Annotated in this window: 16 protein-coding genes and 1 rRNA gene; 13 read left to right on the forward strand and 4 right to left on the reverse strand. The window is 43.1% G+C overall.

Features of this window, described 5'->3' with window-relative positions; all coding sequences use genetic code 11:
* Positions 1–69: 69 nt before the first annotated feature.
* The 3 genes from ACTHRG_RS16535 to nikC all read left to right on the forward strand — a co-directional run bounded on the left by ACTHRG_RS16535 (position 70) and on the right by nikC (position 3,716).
* Positions 70–1,680 (forward strand): ABC transporter substrate-binding protein, encoded by a 1,611-nt coding sequence (locus ACTHRG_RS16535; RefSeq protein WP_076260352.1) that lies wholly within the window; start codon positions 70–72, stop codon positions 1,678–1,680.
* Positions 1,681–1,796: 116 nt separating this feature from the next.
* Positions 1,797–2,801 (forward strand): ABC transporter permease, encoded by a 1,005-nt coding sequence (locus ACTHRG_RS16540; RefSeq protein WP_048010462.1) that lies wholly within the window; start codon positions 1,797–1,799, stop codon positions 2,799–2,801.
* 54 nt (positions 2,802–2,855) lie between these two features.
* Complete coding sequence (gene nikC / locus ACTHRG_RS16545) at positions 2,856–3,716, forward strand: nickel transporter permease (protein ID WP_076260380.1); 861 nt, start codon at positions 2,856–2,858, stop codon at positions 3,714–3,716.
* 61 nt (positions 3,717–3,777) lie between these two features.
* Here nikC and ACTHRG_RS16550 read toward each other — a convergent pair whose 3' ends face one another.
* From ACTHRG_RS16550 to ACTHRG_RS16560, 3 genes are all read right to left on the reverse strand, one after another.
* Positions 3,778–4,857: an FUSC family protein gene (locus ACTHRG_RS16550; protein ID WP_076260354.1), complete on the reverse strand. Its 1,080-nt coding sequence runs from the start codon at positions 4,855–4,857 to the stop codon at positions 3,778–3,780.
* 258 nt (positions 4,858–5,115) lie between these two features.
* Positions 5,116–9,588, reverse strand: coding sequence for a glutamate synthase-related protein (locus ACTHRG_RS16555; protein ID WP_076260382.1), 4,473 nt, complete (start codon positions 9,586–9,588; stop codon positions 5,116–5,118).
* A 410-nt stretch (positions 9,589–9,998) separates the two neighbouring features.
* The gene (locus ACTHRG_RS16560) at positions 9,999–11,294 is read right to left on the reverse strand and encodes a glutamate-1-semialdehyde 2,1-aminomutase (protein WP_076260356.1); all 1,296 of its coding nucleotides are present in this window, start codon (positions 11,292–11,294) and stop codon (positions 9,999–10,001) included.
* A gap of 193 nt (positions 11,295–11,487) precedes the next feature.
* Here ACTHRG_RS16560 and ACTHRG_RS16565 point away from each other — a divergent pair, with 193 nt between their 5' ends.
* From ACTHRG_RS16565 to perR, 8 genes are all read left to right on the forward strand, one after another.
* Positions 11,488–12,495, forward strand: coding sequence for an ABC transporter ATP-binding protein (locus ACTHRG_RS16565; protein ID WP_076260358.1), 1,008 nt, complete (start codon positions 11,488–11,490; stop codon positions 12,493–12,495).
* Between the two features lie 33 nt (positions 12,496–12,528).
* A complete protein-coding gene (locus tag ACTHRG_RS16570) occupies positions 12,529–13,320 on the forward strand; it encodes an ABC transporter permease (protein WP_076260360.1) in 792 nt (263 codons plus the stop codon).
* Positions 13,321–13,323: 3 nt separating this feature from the next.
* Positions 13,324–14,109, forward strand: a complete 786-nt coding sequence (locus ACTHRG_RS16575) for an ABC transporter permease (RefSeq protein WP_076260363.1) — start codon at positions 13,324–13,326, stop codon at positions 14,107–14,109.
* Positions 14,110–14,233: 124 nt separating this feature from the next.
* Positions 14,234–14,647 (forward strand): potassium channel family protein, encoded by a 414-nt coding sequence (locus ACTHRG_RS16580; protein WP_076260365.1) that lies wholly within the window; start codon positions 14,234–14,236, stop codon positions 14,645–14,647.
* 73 nt (positions 14,648–14,720) lie between these two features.
* Positions 14,721–15,197, forward strand: coding sequence for a thioredoxin-dependent thiol peroxidase (gene bcp / locus ACTHRG_RS16585; protein ID WP_440231655.1), 477 nt, complete (start codon positions 14,721–14,723; stop codon positions 15,195–15,197).
* A gap of 473 nt (positions 15,198–15,670) precedes the next feature.
* Complete coding sequence (locus ACTHRG_RS16590) at positions 15,671–16,621, forward strand: D-2-hydroxyacid dehydrogenase (RefSeq protein ID WP_076260370.1); 951 nt, start codon at positions 15,671–15,673, stop codon at positions 16,619–16,621.
* A gap of 1 nt (position 16,622) precedes the next feature.
* Positions 16,623–17,180: a cob(I)yrinic acid a,c-diamide adenosyltransferase gene (locus ACTHRG_RS16595; RefSeq protein WP_076260372.1), complete on the forward strand. Its 558-nt coding sequence runs from the start codon at positions 16,623–16,625 to the stop codon at positions 17,178–17,180.
* Between the two features lie 108 nt (positions 17,181–17,288).
* Positions 17,289–17,726, forward strand: a complete 438-nt coding sequence (gene perR / locus ACTHRG_RS16600) for a peroxide-responsive transcriptional repressor PerR (RefSeq protein WP_162272000.1) — start codon at positions 17,289–17,291, stop codon at positions 17,724–17,726.
* A gap of 115 nt (positions 17,727–17,841) precedes the next feature.
* Here the strand turns inward: perR and ACTHRG_RS16605 are convergent, their stop codons facing one another.
* Positions 17,842–18,198, reverse strand: a complete 357-nt coding sequence (locus tag ACTHRG_RS16605; protein WP_048010460.1) for a YgzB family protein — start codon at positions 18,196–18,198, stop codon at positions 17,842–17,844.
* A gap of 150 nt (positions 18,199–18,348) precedes the next feature.
* Between ACTHRG_RS16605 and ACTHRG_RS16610 the strand changes: the two genes are divergently transcribed.
* Entirely contained in the window at positions 18,349–19,224 is an 876-nt protein-coding gene (locus tag ACTHRG_RS16610) for a nucleotidyltransferase-like protein (protein WP_076260375.1), read from the forward strand.
* Positions 19,225–19,498: 274 nt separating this feature from the next.
* Positions 19,499–19,559: ribosomal RNA gene (locus tag ACTHRG_RS16615) — 16S ribosomal RNA — on the forward strand; the annotation flags it as partial.

The following is a 19,559-nucleotide window of genomic DNA, read 5'->3' on the forward strand; positions in this document are numbered from 1 at the left end:
GGGCAGAACTGCATGGATGATAAATATGTAAATAGCCGATACCGGCAAAAGAAAAAAAGGGGGAAAACAATGAAGAAGCGCAATGGCATTTGGTTCCTGGTTGCAGCTTTGTTACTGTCGCTGGCTCTTGCCGGCTGCAGCAGCAACTCAAGCAGCGGAACGAAAGACGAAAAGGATAAAGAGAAAGGTACAGATACAGAAGAAGCGTCATCAGGCGGTACATTAGTATTTGGCCGCGGCGGTGATTCTACTTCACTTGATCCCGCTATTACAACAGAAGGCGAATCTTTTAAAGTTACAAAAAACATCTATGAAACTCTGATCGAATTTGGTGAGCAGGATACAGAAATTCAGGCTGGCCTTGCTACTAAATGGGAAATGAGCGAAGACGGGCTAAAGCATACATTGAAGCTTCGTGAAGGCATAAAGTTCCACGATGGAACTGATTTCAATGCTGAAGCAGTTGTCTTCAACTTTGAAAGATGGAAAGCTGGAAGCGCTGAGCAGTTCTATTACTATAACTCTCAGTTTGGGGATAAAATCTCTGAAGTAAAAGCTGTAGATGATTACACAGTTGAGTTTACTTTAAACAAGCCAATTGCACCATTCTTAAAGAACCTTGCAATGTCTCCATTTGGAATTGCAAGCCCGGCTGCGATTGAAAAGCACGGTGAAAAATTCCTTCACAACCCGGTGGGAACAGGTCCATTTGTATTTAAGGAATACAAAGCAAACGACCGCATCACTCTTGTGAAAAATGAAGAATACTGGCAGGAAGGCCTTCCAAAGCTTGATGAAGTTATCTTCCGTGTCATTCCTGAAAACTCTGCTCGTCTGAACGCCCTGGCTACAGGCGAAGTCGACTTAATCGATGGTGTTAACTTCAGTGATGTTGGCCAAATCGAAGGAAATCCGGATCTTCAAACGTTTGAACGTCCATCATTAAACGTAGCTTACCTTGGATTGACAAGCACACGTGGACCATTAAAAGATAAAAAAGTCCGCCAGGCATTGAACTATGCAGTTGATAAGCAAGCTCTTATTGATGCTTTCTATGCCGGTGCAGCTGAACCTGCGAAAAACCCAATGCCTTCAGTTGTAGCAGGTTACAATGATGACGTTAAGGATTATGAGTATGACCCTGAGAAGGCTAAGGAACTTTTAAAAGAAGCAGGATATGAAGATGGTTTTGAAATGGAGCTATGGGCAATGCCGGTTCCTAGACCATATATGCCGGATGGACAAAAAGTGGCTGAAGCACTTCAAGCCAACTTTGATGCAATCGGCGTAAAAGCAAAGATTGTAACGTATGAGTGGGGTACTTACCTGGATAAAGCCAAGAATGGTGAAGCTGATACATTCCTATTAGGATGGACGGGCGATAATGGGGATGCTGATAACTTCCTGTATGTTCTTCTAGATCAGGACAGCATTGGTTCCAACAACTACTCTTATTACAAAAACCCTGAAGTGCATGAACTGCTTGTAAAAGCTCAGGCAAGTGCAGACCAGGCAGAGCGTGAAAAACTTTACAAAGAGGCTCAGCTTCTGATCAAAGAAGATGCTCCGTGGATTCCGCTTGTTCACTCAAGACCAATCCTTGCGGGTAAAGCTGATATCACTGGCTTCAAACCGCATCCAACAGGTTCTGATTTACTGGCAACTGTAGAATTTAAATAAGCTGTAGTACAAGTGACATAAGTATACTTCTTATATTCAAGGAAAAGGGAGTACAGTTCTGTAGCTCCCTTTTCTATTCCAAAATATTTTAACCCTTCAAGAGAGGTGAGATGGCAATGCTGTCCTACACACTTAAACGTCTGTTTTCCCTAATTCCCGTTCTGTTGGGGCTTTCGCTGATCGTCTTTTTTATGATCCGGGCAATACCAGGTAATCCGGCACAGATTATCCTGGGACAATTGGCAACAAAAGAAGCAGTAGAGGAATTAACGAAGCAGCTGGGGCTGGATCAGCCTTGGTACCTTCAATATTTTACATATCTGGGCGGGCTTATTACGGGAGATCTTGGAGAATCACTCCGGACTAAAACGGAAATAAGCCAGGAAATTTGGCCGTATCTGGCTGCAACAATTGAACTTACATTCGTTGCCATGTTAATTGCTGTTTTTATCGGTGTGAATGCCGGAATCATCAGTGCCTGGTATCAGAATTCATGGTTTGATTATGTGGCAATGGTGCTGGCGCTTATTGGCGTTTCCATGCCAATCTTCTGGCTCGGCTTGATGGAGCAGTGGGCATTTGCCATTAAGCTGGACTGGCTGCCTACATCGGGAAGGGAAGAAGTAAGAAATCCGATTGAAGCCATAACGAACATATATATGATCGATACTCTCCTGCAGGGAAGAATCGATCAATTCTGGGATGTCATCAGACACCTGATTCTGCCGGCATTTGCCCTGGCGACCATCCCAATGGCGATCATTGCGAGAATTACCCGTTCTACGATGCTTGAGGTAATGAGATCCGATTTTGTCAGAACAGCGAGGGCCAAAGGCTTGAGAATGTTCTGGGTTGTTTATAAGCACTCATTAAAGAATGCCATCATTCCAGTTCTTACGATTATCGGCCTTCAAATGGGATTATTGCTGGGAGGCGCCATTTTAACGGAAACGATCTTCAGCTGGCCGGGAATCGGACGGTATATTTATGAGGCTATCAACTATCGGGACTATCCTGTTATCCAGTCAGGCATACTTATCATTGCATTTATCTTTGTCATGATCAATCTGGTGGTGGACTTGCTGTATGCAGCAATTGATCCGCGGATTAAATATAATTAAGGAGGGGGAACAGACTTGGAACTTTCAACACAAAAAGACCTTCAGCCGCCTATTATGCCAGCTGAAGAAAAAGCGGTTTCCCCCTGGGTGGAAGCATGGAGGAGCTTTAGAAAAAATAAACTGGCTTTAATCGGCACCATTATTGTATTGTTTTTCGTTCTTCTTGCTGTATTTGCACCGCTTATTGCACCGCAGGGGATTAATGAACAGATGCTCTCAAAAAGGCTTCAGGCTCCATCCAGCCAGCATTGGTTTGGAACAGATGACTTCGGCCGGGATATCTTTTCCAGGGTTGTTTATGGGGCAAGGATCTCATTATGGGTAGGTTTTTTGGCCGTAATCGGATCTATTGTGGTTGGATGCCTTTTAGGTGTAGTAGCAGGGTATTATGGCAAATGGGTTGATACCATCATCTCCCGTATTTTTGATATCATGCTTGCTTTCCCAAGCATATTGCTGGCTATTGCGATTGTGGCTGTACTTGGTCCATCATTAAGAAATGCCCTGATTGCCATTGCGGTTATCAATATTCCCAATTTTGGCAGACTGATCCGTTCAAGGGTGCTGAGTGTCAAACAGGAGGAATATATTATGGCTGCAAAAGCGATTGGGATGAGCAACAGCCGTATTCTCTTCAGGCATGTTCTGCCAAATAGTATGGCGCCAATCATTGTACAGGGAACACTTGCGATTGCAACAGCGATTATTGAGTGTGCTGCCCTTGGATTCCTTGGCCTTGGTGCAGAAGCGCCAAATCCTGAATGGGGGAAAATGCTCTCTGATGCGAAGGCATATTTGATACAGGCTCCATGGACGATGATCTTCCCGGGACTTGCGATCATGCTTACAGTTCTCGGATTTAATTTAATGGGTGATGGATTAAGGGATGCACTTGATCCGCGTATGAAGAATTAACAAAAAGCAGCTGAACATCAGCTGCTTTTTCCTATGAATTAAGTTGAAAATAGACCACAGTCTACTCGGCATTCTCCGGTATGGAAACCTCATTTTCTTCCTTATGATATGACTGAAAGCTTGATATAAGCTTATCCAGGTGCTCCACATGTTCATCGTAATCAACAATAGCTGATACTATCTGCATGATATGCGGGAGAATGGATTCTTCATCATGTTCATGTTCTTTTTGCTGAGCCAGGAAAAGGTTCACCAGTTCCTTTCTGCTCAGACTGAAGTCGCCTTCCTCAAACACTACATTCGGACGAACTTTCCCGATGAATTTAAGCATGACGTGTTCGTGATAATGAATAAGAATATCAAGCTGCTGCTGCACAGCATGCTGGAATTCCTCTGGCATTTGCTGCAGATCATTTTCAAAGCGATGAAGCTTTTTTAATGTTTCCAGTGACCGTTTAACAGTGGAAATCATTTGGCGGTAAATAACGAGTTTCCTGGATTTAACCAGATCATTTCGTTTAAAATAATTTCTTTCCTCTTTATACATTAGATACAGCTGTTCAAGCTTAACATTGCTGTCTTTCATTTTATCAATATCGTTTTTCAGAAGTCTGTGTTCAGATGCATGGCGTATGGTAAGCCTGATCCATTTGGTAATTTCCTCTGTGTTATTGGATATTTTAAAATATAGCTTGTTTTCGTATTTAGGAGGCAGAAATACAAGATTAACGATAAAAGCTGACAATACCCCGAGCATTACGGTTGAGAATCGAATAAGAGCAAATTGCAGAAAGGTATCGCCCGGTGTCTCCATGATGACAATCAGGGTTACAAGTGAAAGTCCAATTGTGTTTTCTATTTTAAGCTTAAGATTAATCGTGATAACAATAATAGCTGCCAGGCCTATGATGAAGACATGGTTGCCGAATAAAAGCACAAAAATCACGGCAATTAATGCGCCAATTGCGTTCCCCTGGATCTGTTCCACAATAGAAAGATAAGATCTGTAAATGGTCGGCTGAACGGCAAAAATAGCGGCAATTCCTGCAAAAATAGGAGCAGGAAGCTGAAAGAGTTCTGATAATAATAGAGCTAGAATGATTGCGATTCCCGTCTTAAGTATGCGGGCGCCAAGTTTCATACAATGTATGTCCTTTCTTTCGTAAAAATTGGGTTCATTGAAAAGCGATTTAACGTAAAAGCAGTAATTATACCTACTTTAAACGATTTTGCTCATTGTTAAACAATATTGTACTATACAGGGATATGGAAAGAAGTTCAAGGGGCATTTTTATGAAATTATTATTAAAAGTTAGTAAAAAAGTTAAGGGTGCCTTAAAGAAGACAAAAAGCCCCATCCGCAGAAACGGGTGGGGCTTGATTGTGCAGATGCAGATAATCACTCTGTGGAAACAGACGGGTCTGCCTGCTCTTTGACCGGAATAACTTGAACAAAGTGGTCTTCCGGATGATTAAGAAGGGAAGCAAGCTCTGAAGCTTCTTCTGTCTGTCCTTGATCATTCAGCATGGCAATGTATTGGCCAAGCAGTTCATTAACATCTTCCTTTCCTTTATCAGAAAGAGAAGTAACGGAGACTTTAGCTCCTTTGGCAATTCTGCGCTGGATGGCTTCTTTTGTTAAGCCCATTTCCGGCTGGTGTCTTAAGTAAACAACACCGCCTGTCATACCTGCGCAGATCCATGGACCGGCATCGCCCAGCACAAGGCCTCGGCCATTCGTCATATACTCAAAGGCAAACCCTTTAATGTTGGCATTTGAACCGATATTGCCGTATTCCTTTTCAGGAAGCGGCTTTCTTACCTGGCCGCCGATAATCATATCCGCTCCGGATAATCTGATTCCGGCACGGGCGTCAGCATTTCCTTGAGCTACAAGCAAGCCTTCCTGTGCTCCATAGCCGAAGCCTTTACCAACAGAGCCATTATAGAACTTGCCATTTTTGCCTTTTGCTTTAAAGATTTTAATTTGTCCGCCGAAAGAAGTTTTTCCGATGCCATCCTGTGCTCCTCCGGCAACTTCGATGTTGATGCCGAAGCTGTTGTAAGCTCCAAGGCCATTGCCCGGGATGGAACCGCCTTTGTATTTCAAATCAACTTGCGGAAGCGTTTTGTAAGAACCGTCGAGTCTGTTTCTTACACGGTGGCAGGAAACCCGGCTACCCAGTACACGCTGCTCGGAAGTGACGCTATGGAATTCACGTGACTGATCCAGTTCTTCTACACTTGCGTCGAGATACTCTGCTCCAACAGCTACCTGCAGCTGTGCTTCCTGCAGGGCTTCAGGTGCTTCCTGGGCAGAAAATTGGCCGATTTCAAGTGTTTTCAGCAGGTGAGTCAGGTCCAGCTGATCCTGTCCTTTAATCTGTACAAGCAGATCAGAACGGCCTACTGCATCCTGCAGATTTTTTATGCCAACAGAAGCTGCCAATGCTTTCAGTTCTTCGCCAAAAGCAGTAAACAGGTTCATGATGCCTTTAACAGCAAGGTCGAATTGGCGCGGAACAAATCTTCTTAAGCCATGTTCTTTCGCCTGTGCCTCTGAATCTATTTGTGTGGCAATCCCAACATGGCAAGTATCAAGATGGCAGCCGCGGCATGTCGTACAGCCGATGGCAAGCATGGAAAGTGTACCAAAGCCTACACGGTTAGCACCCAGCAGCATAACCTTCAACACGTCTGCAGCACTCTTGATGCCGCCATCAGCCCAAAGCTCCACATTATCGCGGATGCCTGCTTCCAGCAGTGCGTTGTGAGCTGCCTTTACACCAATCTCAACTGGAAGGCCTACATGCTGAAGGGCGTGAATTCTCGCTGCCCCTGTACCTCCGTCGAAACCGCTCAAAGTGATGATATCAGCACCAGCTTTTGCAATCCCGACTGCAATGGTTCCGATATTCGGTACAACCGGCACTTTAACAGCAACCTTGGCTTTGTCATTGGCTGTCTTAAGCTCGTGAATCATCTGTGCCAAATCTTCAATCGAGTAGATGTCATGATTGTTGGAAGGTGAAATCAAATCCGATCCAATTGTTGCATTACGCGCCTCTGCAATTTTTGCCGTTACCTTGGATCCAGGAAGGTGACCCCCTTCACCAGGCTTTGCACCCTGCCCAATTTTTATTTCCAGCAGGTTGGATGAATTCAGGAGCTCGGCATTAACACCAAAGCGTCCTGATGCTACCTGCTGTCCGCGGGTTCTCGGATATTTTCCAAGCATATCCTTGATTTCTCCGCCTTCACCATTCAGGCTGACCATGTTCAAGCGGTCAGCACCTTCAGCATAGGCTCTGAAGGCTGTTTCATTTTGTGATCCAAAGGACATGGATGAGATGACAAATGGCAGGTCATGCTCGCCCACATGCAAGCTGATATCTTCCGGCTTCAGATGAGAAGCCGTTTCCTTAAATCCGGTTAAATGGCGGATTGTTGTAGGGTTCTGGTCTTCCTGTTCAGTGATTTTTTCCTTGTAAACACTATAGTCACCAGTCGATGCCACTTCGCCGATCGCTTTCCAGATGCGCGGGAAAAGGCTGAACGTTTTTCCGATCCGTTCCTTTTCATTCTGGTAATCTTCCGCTCTGGCAAAAGCGTCTTCCTTTAAAACGCTGAAGCTGAATGAAAGTTCTTTAGATCCGAAGAAGTTGACGATATTCAGATATCCGGCTACTTCCTCATGAAGACCGATGGCAGAGAACAACCTGCCATAGCCCCTTAATTCATGAATCCCGATAGTGGAAATGACTTTTTCAAGTCCTTTAGTCAGTGCTGAGTATAAATTCTTCAGCGGTGTATCAGATTCGCCAAGGACCGTCATAAACATATAGTAAGGGCTTATAATATCAGCGCCTAAACCGAATGCGGTAATGATATCATGAAGCGATCTGATTGAAGCTGACCGGAGCAGCAGGGAACATTCACGGCGCAATGCTTCTTTGACAAGAGCCTGATCGATCGCAGAGACGGCCAGGTGCGGATCAATCCAGTAAGCGTCCTCCTGATGAGCATTGGCATCATCCAGGACAAGCAGGGTTTTGCCATTTTTGACCGCATCAACCGCTTCTGCTGCTAAACGGTCTAAAGCTTCTTTTACCGTTTCATCTTTCGTAAATGTGGAAGATAAATAAGATATCAGCTTTTGTTCCTGATAGAAGCCGGTTACCTGGTCATAGCTCGGCTGATTGAGCTCATCGGAACATTCAAAGCCTGCTTTGCCTTCTAGTAAAATAGGAGTCTGCAATTCAATAACGGCCCCTTGCTCCTGTTTCTCAAATAAAGAAGGACGCTGGCCGATAATCGTGCGGGTTGAGAAATGCTCGGTTTCCCGGTCACGGTCAATGGCAGGGTTTGTAACGACAGCAACACTTTCCTTAATAAAATCTGCGATGTTTTTCCGCTGAGGATTCAGTGCTGCTAAAGGTGAGTCGTGTCCGAGAGAACGGATTGGCTCTGCTCCTTTTTCTGCCATCTGCTCGACAAGCTGGACATGGTCTCTCTCCCAGCCGAACGCTTTATACTGCCCGTTATGAATCTTATCCGGGTAATTTACAGTAATGGTTTTTTCCAATTTTGGTGACTGCAGGCGAACCCTGTAGTTTTCAGCGTTCACTCTCATTGAAAATCGGTTGAAAACTTCAGCCTGATAATGGCTGTGCTCGTAAACAGCCAGGGTATCACCGTCCCATTTCAGCCCCACCTTTTCACCTGGTGACAGCTGCTTTGGCTCATTAACATATTCACTGGATGAGATGATTCCTGGTTCTGATGAGAACAGGTAGGAGCTTTCGGTTTCCAGCATCCACAGCGGGCGAAGGCCCAATGCATCGACACTGAACACTGCCTCATCGGCAAATCTGGAAATAATTCCTGCAGGCCCCTGGGCAAAATGTCCCCATGCTTCCCGGATATAGGCGTACATATCCTGAAGATGCTCAGGGTATGACTTGATTTCATTCACGATAGGAGGGAACATGACGTCCATTGCTTCAAAGAGAGTATAGCCGTCACGGCAAATAAACGTTTCAAGCGTTCTGCTCAGATCCTGTGAGTCACTGCCGTCTTTTACTAGCGGAACGCCGACCATTTTGGCTTCATCCCTAAGCTTGGCAATGGTGTTGATTTCCCCGTTGTGTCCCAGCACGCTAAAAGGCTGCACACGGAAGAAGCTTGATAATGTGTTAGTTGAATAGCGATTATGCCCAAGCGTCATGGTTGAGGCAACAAGGGGGCTTGCCAGGTCGTGATAATATTTCGGAAGAATATCTCCGGCTCCCATAACTTTGTACACAGCATGATGCTGGCTAAGGGAGGCGACATGGACATGTTCGTTCTCTTCAAAATCAACAATTAATTCAAACAGTTTTTTGGAAAGCTCTGCACTATTCGATTCTGCTAAACAGGCAAACTGCCAGAATACCGGATTTTCCTGGATGGCAATCGGTCCTAAAGCTGAAGATTCGGTTACTTCGTCAGATGCATAAATAACCGTCAGATTTGCGTCAGCGAGTTTTTGCAGCAAGATTGTCTTCAGTAATTCAGTATCCTGTTTCCTGGACATAAATACATGTCCAACTACAAATCCATCTTTTTCTGATGCGTTAGAATCGGCTCCCGCTTCCTTTAACTTTTCTTTCCACAGCTCTCTCGGGATATCAATATGGATCCCTACACCGTCGCCTTCTCCATTAATAAAACCGGCACGGTGATTCATCGTAACAAGTGCATTGATGCAGCTGAAAATATTTTCGCGGGTTGGGACTTTCTTTTTCTCCATAGCAGAAACGATGCCGCATGCATCGTGCTCCTGGCGGTGAAACTCTTTAAAAAGTGAAGGACTCCATTGCTGTAATGTCATAAAATTCGGCTGAAAATAAGGCTGCGCCTTAAAGCCGTTCACCTCCTGAAAAATAGTAATCTATAAGTTTTTTTGTTTACGGGTTTTAAATGAGGGTATTGCAAAATTATCTTTGGTTTGAAAGGTAAATGCATGTAGCATTTATTGAATGAATAGTTGGATAATTCGGGATATGCTGCAAGGACATAATGTTCTTTATGTCAGCGTAATCCGCTCTTACACAAAAGATTTCTCCCATCATATCATATGAATTTTCAGAAATCAATTATTTATACAAAAAGTTGGATATGGTTTGTAGGAGGAAATAGGCAATTGTATAAAAAAACTCTACTGTTGTAAACGTTTTCATTGTTGGGGATAAAGAAAACGGAAGCATTTCTGCTCCCGTCGGTGTATAAAATAGTGAATATTTATTCGTCTTTTAATTGCTGAAATGCGTTTTGCACCGCATGAATGGTGGCTTGAATATCATCCTCTGTATGCGCGATTGTCATAAACCAGGCTTCGTATTTTGAAGGAGCCAGGTTTATACCCTGATTGAGCATCAGCTTGAAGAACTTTGCAAACATTTCTCCATCTGTATTTTCCGCCTGCTCATAATTCACTACTTTTTCTTCCGTGAAGTAGATGGTCAGGGCACCTTTTAATCGATTAATGGTAATGGGGATGTTATGTTCTTCAGCTGCCTCGCTAATCCCTTTTTCAAGCATTTCTCCCAGTCTGTCCAGATATTCATAGACACCAGGCTGCTTTAAAACTTCGAGACAGGCAATGCCTGATAGAATCGATGCCGGATTTCCAGCCATTGTGCCAGCTTGATAAGCTGGACCTAAAGGAGCTACTGTTTCCATAATCTCTTTCTTTCCGCCATAAGCACCGATTGGAAGGCCGCCTCCAATGATTTTCCCCATGGCTGTCAAGTCCGGTTTTACACCAAGCAGATCCTGAGCGCCGCCATACATAAAACGGAAAGCTGTGATGACTTCATCATAAATGACAAGCGCACCGGCTGCATGTGTTAATTCGTTAACCTGCTCCAGGAACCCCGGTTTTGGTTCAACAATTCCAAAGTTGCCGACAATCGGCTCCACCAGCACAGCAGCGATCTGGTCACCCCATTTTTCCAGCGCTTCCTTATATGGTTCGATTTCATTGAAAGGAACCGTGATCACTTCCTGGGCAATGCTCTTTGGAACTCCGGCAGAGTCAGGCGTTCCAAGTGTTGAAGGCCCTGAGCCTGCAGCAACCAGGACAAGATCGGAATGGCCGTGATAGCAGCCGGCAAACTTAATGATTTTGTCCCTTCCCGTATAGGCCCTTGCCACACGGATCGTTGTCATAACGGCTTCAGTACCTGAATTCACAAAACGGACTTTGTCCAAATTAGGCATTGCTTCCTTAAGCATCTCGGCGAACTTCACTTCATGTGGTGTCGGAGTTCCATATAATACTCCGCGCTCAGCAGCTGTTTTTATGGCTTCTGTAATATGCGGATGGGCATGCCCGGTAATGATGGGGCCGTATGCAGCCAGGTAATCAATATATTGATTGCCGTCCACATCCCAGAAATAAGCGCCATGTGCCCGTTCCATTGCGACCGGTGAGCCGCCGCCAACTGCTTTATAGGAGCGGGAAGGGCTGTTTACTCCTCCAACAATATGTTCTATAGCTTGTTTATGCAGCCGTTCAGAATTAGTAAATTGCATGTTAATCCTCCTGAAAAAATCCATTTATATTTCCGTCATTATTTTAACATGTTTGGAAGGGGCTTCGTCCAATCCTAAGGGAAGGCGGATTATTCTGTATTTTAAAAATAGGATTTGAAGCAATCTAGTTGTGAAGAAGGCGCTGTTTGTCTAAACTATTTCATTAGGGCATTAATTGGCAGGAGGAATAAAAATGAATGATGCAATAACAGTCCGGAACTTAAAAAAGGAATTTAAAGCTTATTCGAGCCGTGCCGGATTAAAGGGTGCTTTCCGTGACTTGCTTACAAGAAATTATAAGATTGTGCCAGCGGTAAACAATATCAGTTTTAATGTAAAGCAGGGCGAGATGGTTGGCTATATAGGTGAAAATGGAGCGGGGAAGTCAACGACCATAAAAATGCTGACAGGAATCCTGACCCCGACAAGCGGCGAAGTGATCGTAAATGGAATGAATCCTCATAAAGACCGAGAAAAATTCGTCAGCACAATTGGAGTTGTCTTCGGCCAGAGATCCCAGCTTTGGTGGGATATTGCTGTTCAGGAATCCTTCAGGCTGCTCAAGAAGGTGTACAAAGTTACTGATGAGCAATACGACAGCCATATGGGTCATGTAATCAAAACCCTGGATATTGAGCCTCTGCTCGATAAGCCGGTCCGGAAGCTTTCACTCGGACAGAGAATGAGGTGTGAACTGGCAGCAGCACTCATCCACAATCCGCCGCTCTTGTTCCTGGATGAGCCGACTATTGGGCTTGATGTGCTTGTTAAATTGAAGATCAGGGAGTTTTTAAAAGAAATTAATGAAAAATATAATACAACCATTCTGCTGACTACTCATGACCTGTCTGATATCGAGGCGCTGTGCGAACGCGTAGTGATGCTGGATGAGGGGAAAATCATTTATGATGGAGCCTTAAAAAGCCTTAAGGAAAAATGGGGGGAAGGGAAGGAAATAGAATTCCAGTTCCTTGAAGATGTAACCCTAAACGACTTAAACCGAATAACGGCTTCATCGGAAGTGAAATGGGAAAAAGATGAAAAAGAAGCGATCTTTACAGCCTTTACAGAGGATAATGATGAACTGATTTCCCTGCTGATTGCCAAGGTGGTTGCGGATTTGAAAGTGAAAGACATCAATATTAAAGAAACTTCAACAGAGGAAATCATAAGAAATATTTATGACCGGGGGATATCTTAATGAAAGAATTTACTTTTACCCGGGGGTGTTCCTGTGGATAAGTATATCGAAATGATTCGGATCCGTTTTTTGATGATGCTTGCCTACAGGACCAATTATTATACAGGCATTCTGATCTACAGCATTAATATTGGCGCTTACTATTTCTTGTGGAGTGCCATTTATGGAGAAAAAGATGCTATTGAGGGCATGTCTGTGATCCAGATGTCGACATATGTGGCGGTAGCCTGGATGGCCAGAGCGTTTTACTTTAATAATATAGACCGGGAAATGGCTGCTGAAATTAAAGAAGGAAAAGTAGCGGTGGAGCTGATCCGCCCATATAATTATCTGGGGATGAAAACGATGCAGGGACTGGGGGAAGGAATATTCCGTTTCTTCTTTTTCTCCGTTCCGGGCATGGTTATCGTCTCGTTCATTTTTCCGCTTCAATTTTCTGCGGATTGGACGACCTGGATTTTCTTTGCGGTATCGATTGTATTAAGTTTTTTTATTAATACGCAAATTAATTTGCTGACAGGTATTACCACTTTCTTCTTATTTAATAACACCGGGCTTATCCGGGCAAAAAGAGTAGTGATTGATCTCTTTTCCGGCCTTCTGATTCCTATCAGCTTTTTTCCGGTATGGGCACAGGATGTATTAAAATTTCTGCCCTTTCAAGGTATCAGCTATGTGCCGAGCATGATTTTTACAAATAGTTTTTCGAATAATGAAACCATCCAGGCGATTATTATGCAGGGGATCTGGGTTCTTATTCTGATCATACCCATTCAGGTTCTGTGGATCATAGCGAAAAAACAGCTCATTATTCAAGGAGGGTGACGCATGTTTTATATAGCCATTTTCTTTCAATATGTCGCCCAATATATGAAAACAAGAATGCAGTACCGTGCAGATTTATTTGTAGAAATCTTTTCTGATCTTCTTTTTCAGGCAGTTAATTTAATTTTTATCTTAGTCGTATTTGGGCATACCAATTTGCTTGGCGGCTGGACGAGGGATGAAATTATCTTTATTTACGGGTTTTTCCTTGTGCCTTATGCGCTGTTTTCATCGTTCTTTAATATTTGGGATTTTAATGAGAGATATATAGTAAAAGGAGAACTAGACAGGATATTAACCAGGCCGATTCATAGTTTGTTTCAAATCGTATTGGAACGGATGGAGCTTGAATCCCTGTTTGGGGCCGTAACAGGCATTGGTGTTATGATCTACGCCGGAAACAGCCTTGGTTTAGGGATTTCCTGGACTGACCCGTTCTTGTTTTTCTTATTTGTGATAGGCGGAATGCTTGTGTATGGAGGCATCTTTGTCCTGATTGCCTGTATCAGCTTTTGGGCAGATGCCAGAACATCTATCATGCCGATGATGTATAACATCGGGAATTATGGAAGGTATCCGGTTGATATTTACAATAGTGTTATACGCTTTGTCCTCACCTGGGTTCTTCCGTTTGCCTTTGTCGGTGTATATCCGGCTTCCTACTTTCTGGGGAAAGAAGAATGGTTTTTGTACTCCTTTTTAACACCTGTAATCGGAATCGTATTTTTCGGCATCTCGATCCTCACCTGGAATTCAGGTGTTAAGCGATATCGGGGAGCGGGCAATTAAAACTGGGATAAAATCCCGGTTTTTTTTTGGGGGCGAACAGAAAGAGTTTCCGAGACAGGCTGTCATATGGGAAAGGCCATGAGCGTATAAATGAATTGGAAGGCATTTCGAAATGAGGTGCAGTATGGCTTTTTATTTATCGCTGATTTTAATCGTGCTGTGCATGATCATGAGTCTGCAGACTCTTTTTTCATCCGCCAAGATCAAGGGAAGATGGGTGTCTGTGGAGAATTTCCTTTATCTCATAAGTTTATATGCAACGATTCTGATTGGATTTGGGCTGATATATATTTGGCTTGATTTACATGGGCTGGTGGTTTTGATGGACGGCACTGAGTATATGGAAACCGGTTTCCTCGAGAGGCTGGAAACGGGTTTTTATTTTAGTGCGGTAACTCTTTTTTCTGTTGGGTATGGAGATGTCAGTCCTGTTGGAATAGGCAGGCTTATTGCCGTACTGGAAGCGTTAATCGGCTATGTCATCCCGGCCGCATTCGTAGCCAGGGTAGTATTTGATGCAGGTGACCGTGCTTTATAATGATATCAGTTGTTTTTGACGGAAAAGTTGGATAGGCTTAGAGTAAGAAACCTATTCAACAGGAGGAATGAAAATGGCAATTGAAATAGGTAAACCGGCTCCGGAGTTTGAGCTTGAGGCAAGCAATGGTGAAAGAGTGAAATTATCAGATTACCGCGGGAAAAATGTTGTTCTGTATTTTTACCCGAAAGACATGACACCTGGCTGCACGACTCAGGCATGTGATTTCAGGGACCAGCATCAGAATTTTGCAGAGGTGAACGCAGTCGTTTTAGGAGTAAGCCCTGATCCGCTTAGCCGGCATGAGAAATTCATTGAAAAACACGGACTGCCTTTCCTGCTGCTTGCAGATGAAGACCATCATGCGGCAGAGGCGTACGGTGTGTGGAAATTAAAAAAGAACTTTGGGAAAGAATATATGGGGATTGAGCGTTCAACCTTTATTATTGACCAGGAAGGCAAGCTCGTGAAAGAATGGCGCAAGGTAAAGGTCAAGGATCATGTTGAGGAGGCACTGGAGTATATTAAGGAGAATTTGACCCAGCCTTAAATGGGTTGCCTATTTTTTACAGGAACAAGGCTTTTGTCCATTCCGAAGAACAAGTTTTGCATATCATTTTATTAGGGCATACCTCCTCAGATACTTTTTCGAAACGGACCTGAACAGGTTCGTTTTTTTTATAAAGATAAGAAAGTATATAATTTTTGAACGTCGATAACTGTCTAGCGCAAGCAGCCTACCCCCACGAGGTCACAAGCTTGGCTTGTTGCGGCTCCTAGGGACTCGAGACATAAGCCAATCCCTTCCAGAAGGAAAGAACACCTTCTTGCAGGGCTAGTCTTATGCTTGTTGTCCCTGAGCAGTCGCCTCCACATTTCGGGCAATCCTCCCAAAAAGGCAAAGAACGCCTTTCAGGGAGGCTCGTCTTGTGCTTGTCGGGGGTGGGCAAGGCGCTTGCGCTTTTCTTATTACCATTCAGCAATGGATGGTATGATGAATAAAACTACGTTGGAGTGGAGTTTATGAAAATTGTGTCTTCCATTTTGCCTCATGAAGAGCTGCGCCAGGAAGTAATTCGGGATTTTCCTGAAGGAGATTTCCTGTTTTTCGATGGAATAGAAGCTGCAGGGGAATCCTTTTATAATGCTGAAGTATTTATTACCTATGGAGAAGATTTGACAGAGGAATATATTCATAAAGCGACAAAACTAAAGTGGATTATGGTGATGTCAGCGGGAATGGATGAAATGCCCTTGAAAGCCTGCAAGGAGAAAGGCATCTTAATTACAAATGCAAGAGGAATCCATAAAATCCCTATGGCTGAATTTGCACTTGGAACTATGTTAGGGCATGTTAAACAAAGAGCATTGCTGGCTGAAAATGAAAAGGCAGAAGTTTGGAATCGAAATCTGCCAATGGAAGAGCTGCATGGAAAAACCTTATTAATTATCGGTGTTGGTGCAATAGGGGTAGAGATTGCAAGGCTCGCCAAATGCTTTGGAATGAAAGTGGCTGGAGTGAATAGGAGCGGACGGGAAAATGTGTGGACAGATCGTATTTTTCCACTCAGCAGGCTCACCGTGATCCTTCCTGAAGCTGATTTTATCGTTTCTGTCCTTCCCAGCACGACTGAAACTAAATTTCTGTTAAAAGAAAAGCATTTCGCTGCTATGAAGAATTCTGCTGTGTTTATGAATATAGGAAGAGGGGATCTTGTCGAGGAAAAGGTGCTTCTATCTGCACTCGAAAAACACCAGATTTCACATGCGTATCTGGATGTTTTTGAAAATGAGCCTCTGCCTGAAGGACATCCTTTCTGGAGGATGGAGAATGTAACCGTCACACCTCACCTTTCAAGCCGAACAAAAAACTATTTACCAAGATCTTTTGAAATTTTTAAGCATAACCTTCATACATATATAAAAAATAACAAAGATTATATGAATGTGGTCGATGTTGAAAGAGGGTATTGATATGAGAATTTATACCAAAACGGGGGATAAGGGGACAACATCACTGATGTATGGACAGAGAGTCAGTAAGAATGACATTCGTGTAGAGGCCTACGGTTCATGTGATGAGGCGAATTCCATGATTGGATTGGCCTTAAGCCATTTAAGAAGCGAGTATTTCAGCGGTAAAGAAAAAACGGAGCAGGTATTCCATAAAGTGCAGACTGACTTGTTCCATGCAGGAGCAGAGATGGCAACGCCCTCAGGAAAAGAAGTTAAATGGACGATAAAGGAAGAGGATATCACCTTCATGGAAACGCAAATTGATGAGTGGGAAGCTGATCTTACTGTGCTTAATAACTTTATTTTGCCTGGCGGTCATCCTTCAGGAGCGGCATTCCACGTAGCGAGAACTGTTGTGAGAAGAGCGGAAAGATGTGCGGTGTCACTCGGTGAAGAAGTGAATCCGCTCGTTCTAATCTATCTGAACAGACTGTCAGATCTGCTGTTCGTTGCTGCGCGATTTGTGAATCACCATTTGGGCACTGGTGAGCAGTCGCTTCATGATGAAGAGAGCTGATTCCCTCTATTAAGGTGTTTGTAATATTGACAAATGTGGTAAAAAATTAGTACACTATTTATAAAGATTATAAAGTAAGAATATTTGTTAGAAAAGAGGTGCATGGCGGTGGCGCATATGGAATTAAAAGAGGCGCTGGATACTTTAAAAGACACTGGAGTGCGTATCACTCCGCAGCGTCATGCGATACTTGAATATTTAATAAACTCCATGTCACACCCGACTGCTGACGATATATACAAAGCATTAGAGGGGAAATTCCCAAATATGAGTGTGGCAACAGTTTACAATAATTTACGAGTATTCCGTGAGGTTGGCCTGGTAAAGGAACTGACATATGGTGACGCATCTAGCCGCTTCGATTTTGTTACCACTCATCATTATCATGTCATTTGTGAAAGCTGCGGCAAGATTGTAGACTTCCACTATCCTGGCCTGGATGAAGTAGAGCACCTTGCTTCGCATGTTACAGGTTTTAAAATCAGCCATCATAGAATGGAGATTTACGGAACATGTCCGGATTGTGCAAGTAAAGAAGCTCACTAATAAAATTTTAAAGCTGCCGGCGCAATGCTGTCAGCTTTTTATTTTTAATCCAATAAAAAACCGGCTGTTGGAGAGCCGGTCATTTTAGAACTTGAATATGGAAGCAGGAGATAAATCAGCTCTGCTTCGTATTTTTTTTGTTGTATTTTTCATCAAATTCAGCGCCCTCAAGATTTGGATCAAGCGTCAAAGGTTCATTGCAGTACATGCACATATCAACGCGGCCAAGCATCTTTGTGTGTTTTCCGCAATTCGGGCAAACCACCTGCACGGTTTTTGTTGAAAGCATGCCGATCCAAAAATAAACACCGGTGCTGGCAAGAATGCAGAGCATTCCGAGAAGCATAAATATTGTCATGAGAAGAGCGGAATTTCTGAAGAATATTCCGAGATACATAACGATAAATCCGATGAAAATTAAACTAAGGGCAAATGTACGAATCTTATTGATTTTATTTGAGTACTTAGCCATACTGCTCCCTCCTAAAAACTAACTATACCACATTCCTTTTGCTTAAATAAATATTAATATAGAATGGTGTCGAAAAATGTCTCACCTTTAGGAAGGATTTCATTTATAATTGTCGAAGATATACGCTATCAATAAAATGGAGGAATTATGATGGAAGATATTCTCCGTCCTATATACCAGGAACGGGCAAGCCAGACAAACACTCTAGGCGTGATTATGACCGAAAAAATGCAAAAGGCTATTCCTGCTACTGATACATTTGATGCTGTACTGCTGATCCTTGTTGAGGAAGCAGATGAACCTGTATTTGTTAAACATTACACATATAAAGATAAAAAAGCGGCTCTGCATATCGTGACAGATAAGCAGCTTCGCGAATGGATCCTGCTGGGGTCGAACCGGAAAATCTTTGATTGGCTCTATAATGGAAAAGTTTTATTTGATCGAAACGAATATATTCATAACCTGAAGGTGGAATTAAGAGAGTTTCCTTTCTATGGGCGAAAATTAAAAATGGGTCTTGAGTTTGCCAAGCTGATCAGACGATATATGGATGGCAAAGCCTTCTTTGAAAACCGCCATTATTTTGATGCCTATAACCATATTGTTCATTCCCTTCATCATCTGGCCAGGCTTGCTGTTATCGAAAATGGATTCCATCCGGAAGTAACTGTCTGGAATCAGGTAAAGCAAATTGAGCCTGAAATCATGAAGCTGTATGAAGAATTGGTGAATAGCCAGGAGCCGCTTGAAAAAAGGCTGGAGCTGCTGTTTCTTGCAAGTGAATTCTTAATCCATTCGAGAACGAAACAAGGAATCAGTCATCTTGCCGACGTGCTTGCTGAGAAAGAAGAATGGTCCATCCACGATATTATGAACCATGATGAACTTCATCTTTATGCGGTTGACTTAAGCATGCTTCTTGAGTATTTGATTGATAAGCATTTCATAGAAGTAGTAAACATAGAAACAAAAGGTCAGGGAATTTATCACAGGTATTACAAACTCAAAAAAAAATTATCGTAAAAAAACTTTAAAAGCTATTGACCTTTATTTAAATCCTTGTTATATTTATATCCGTCGCTGCGATATGAACGAAAAACATTTTCACAGACGGCGGATAACTTGTAAAAAAAGTGTTGACAGATAAAAACAACACATGTTATATTAATAAAGTCGCCTCTGAGCGATTAGGTAAAATATAACAAGAGAAATTGATCTTTGAAAACTGAACGAACAATACGTCAACGTTTAAATCATTAGTCTTTTTTGAAAAGACAACTCGAGCTTAATCAACTCTTATATGGAGAGTTTGATCCTGGCTCAGGACGAACGCTGGCGGCGTGCCTAATACATGCAAG

The organism is Cytobacillus sp. SAFR-174, from assembly GCF_051964675.1.
In the GTDB taxonomy this organism is placed as follows: Bacteria; Bacillota; Bacilli; order Bacillales; family Cytobacillaceae; genus Cytobacillus.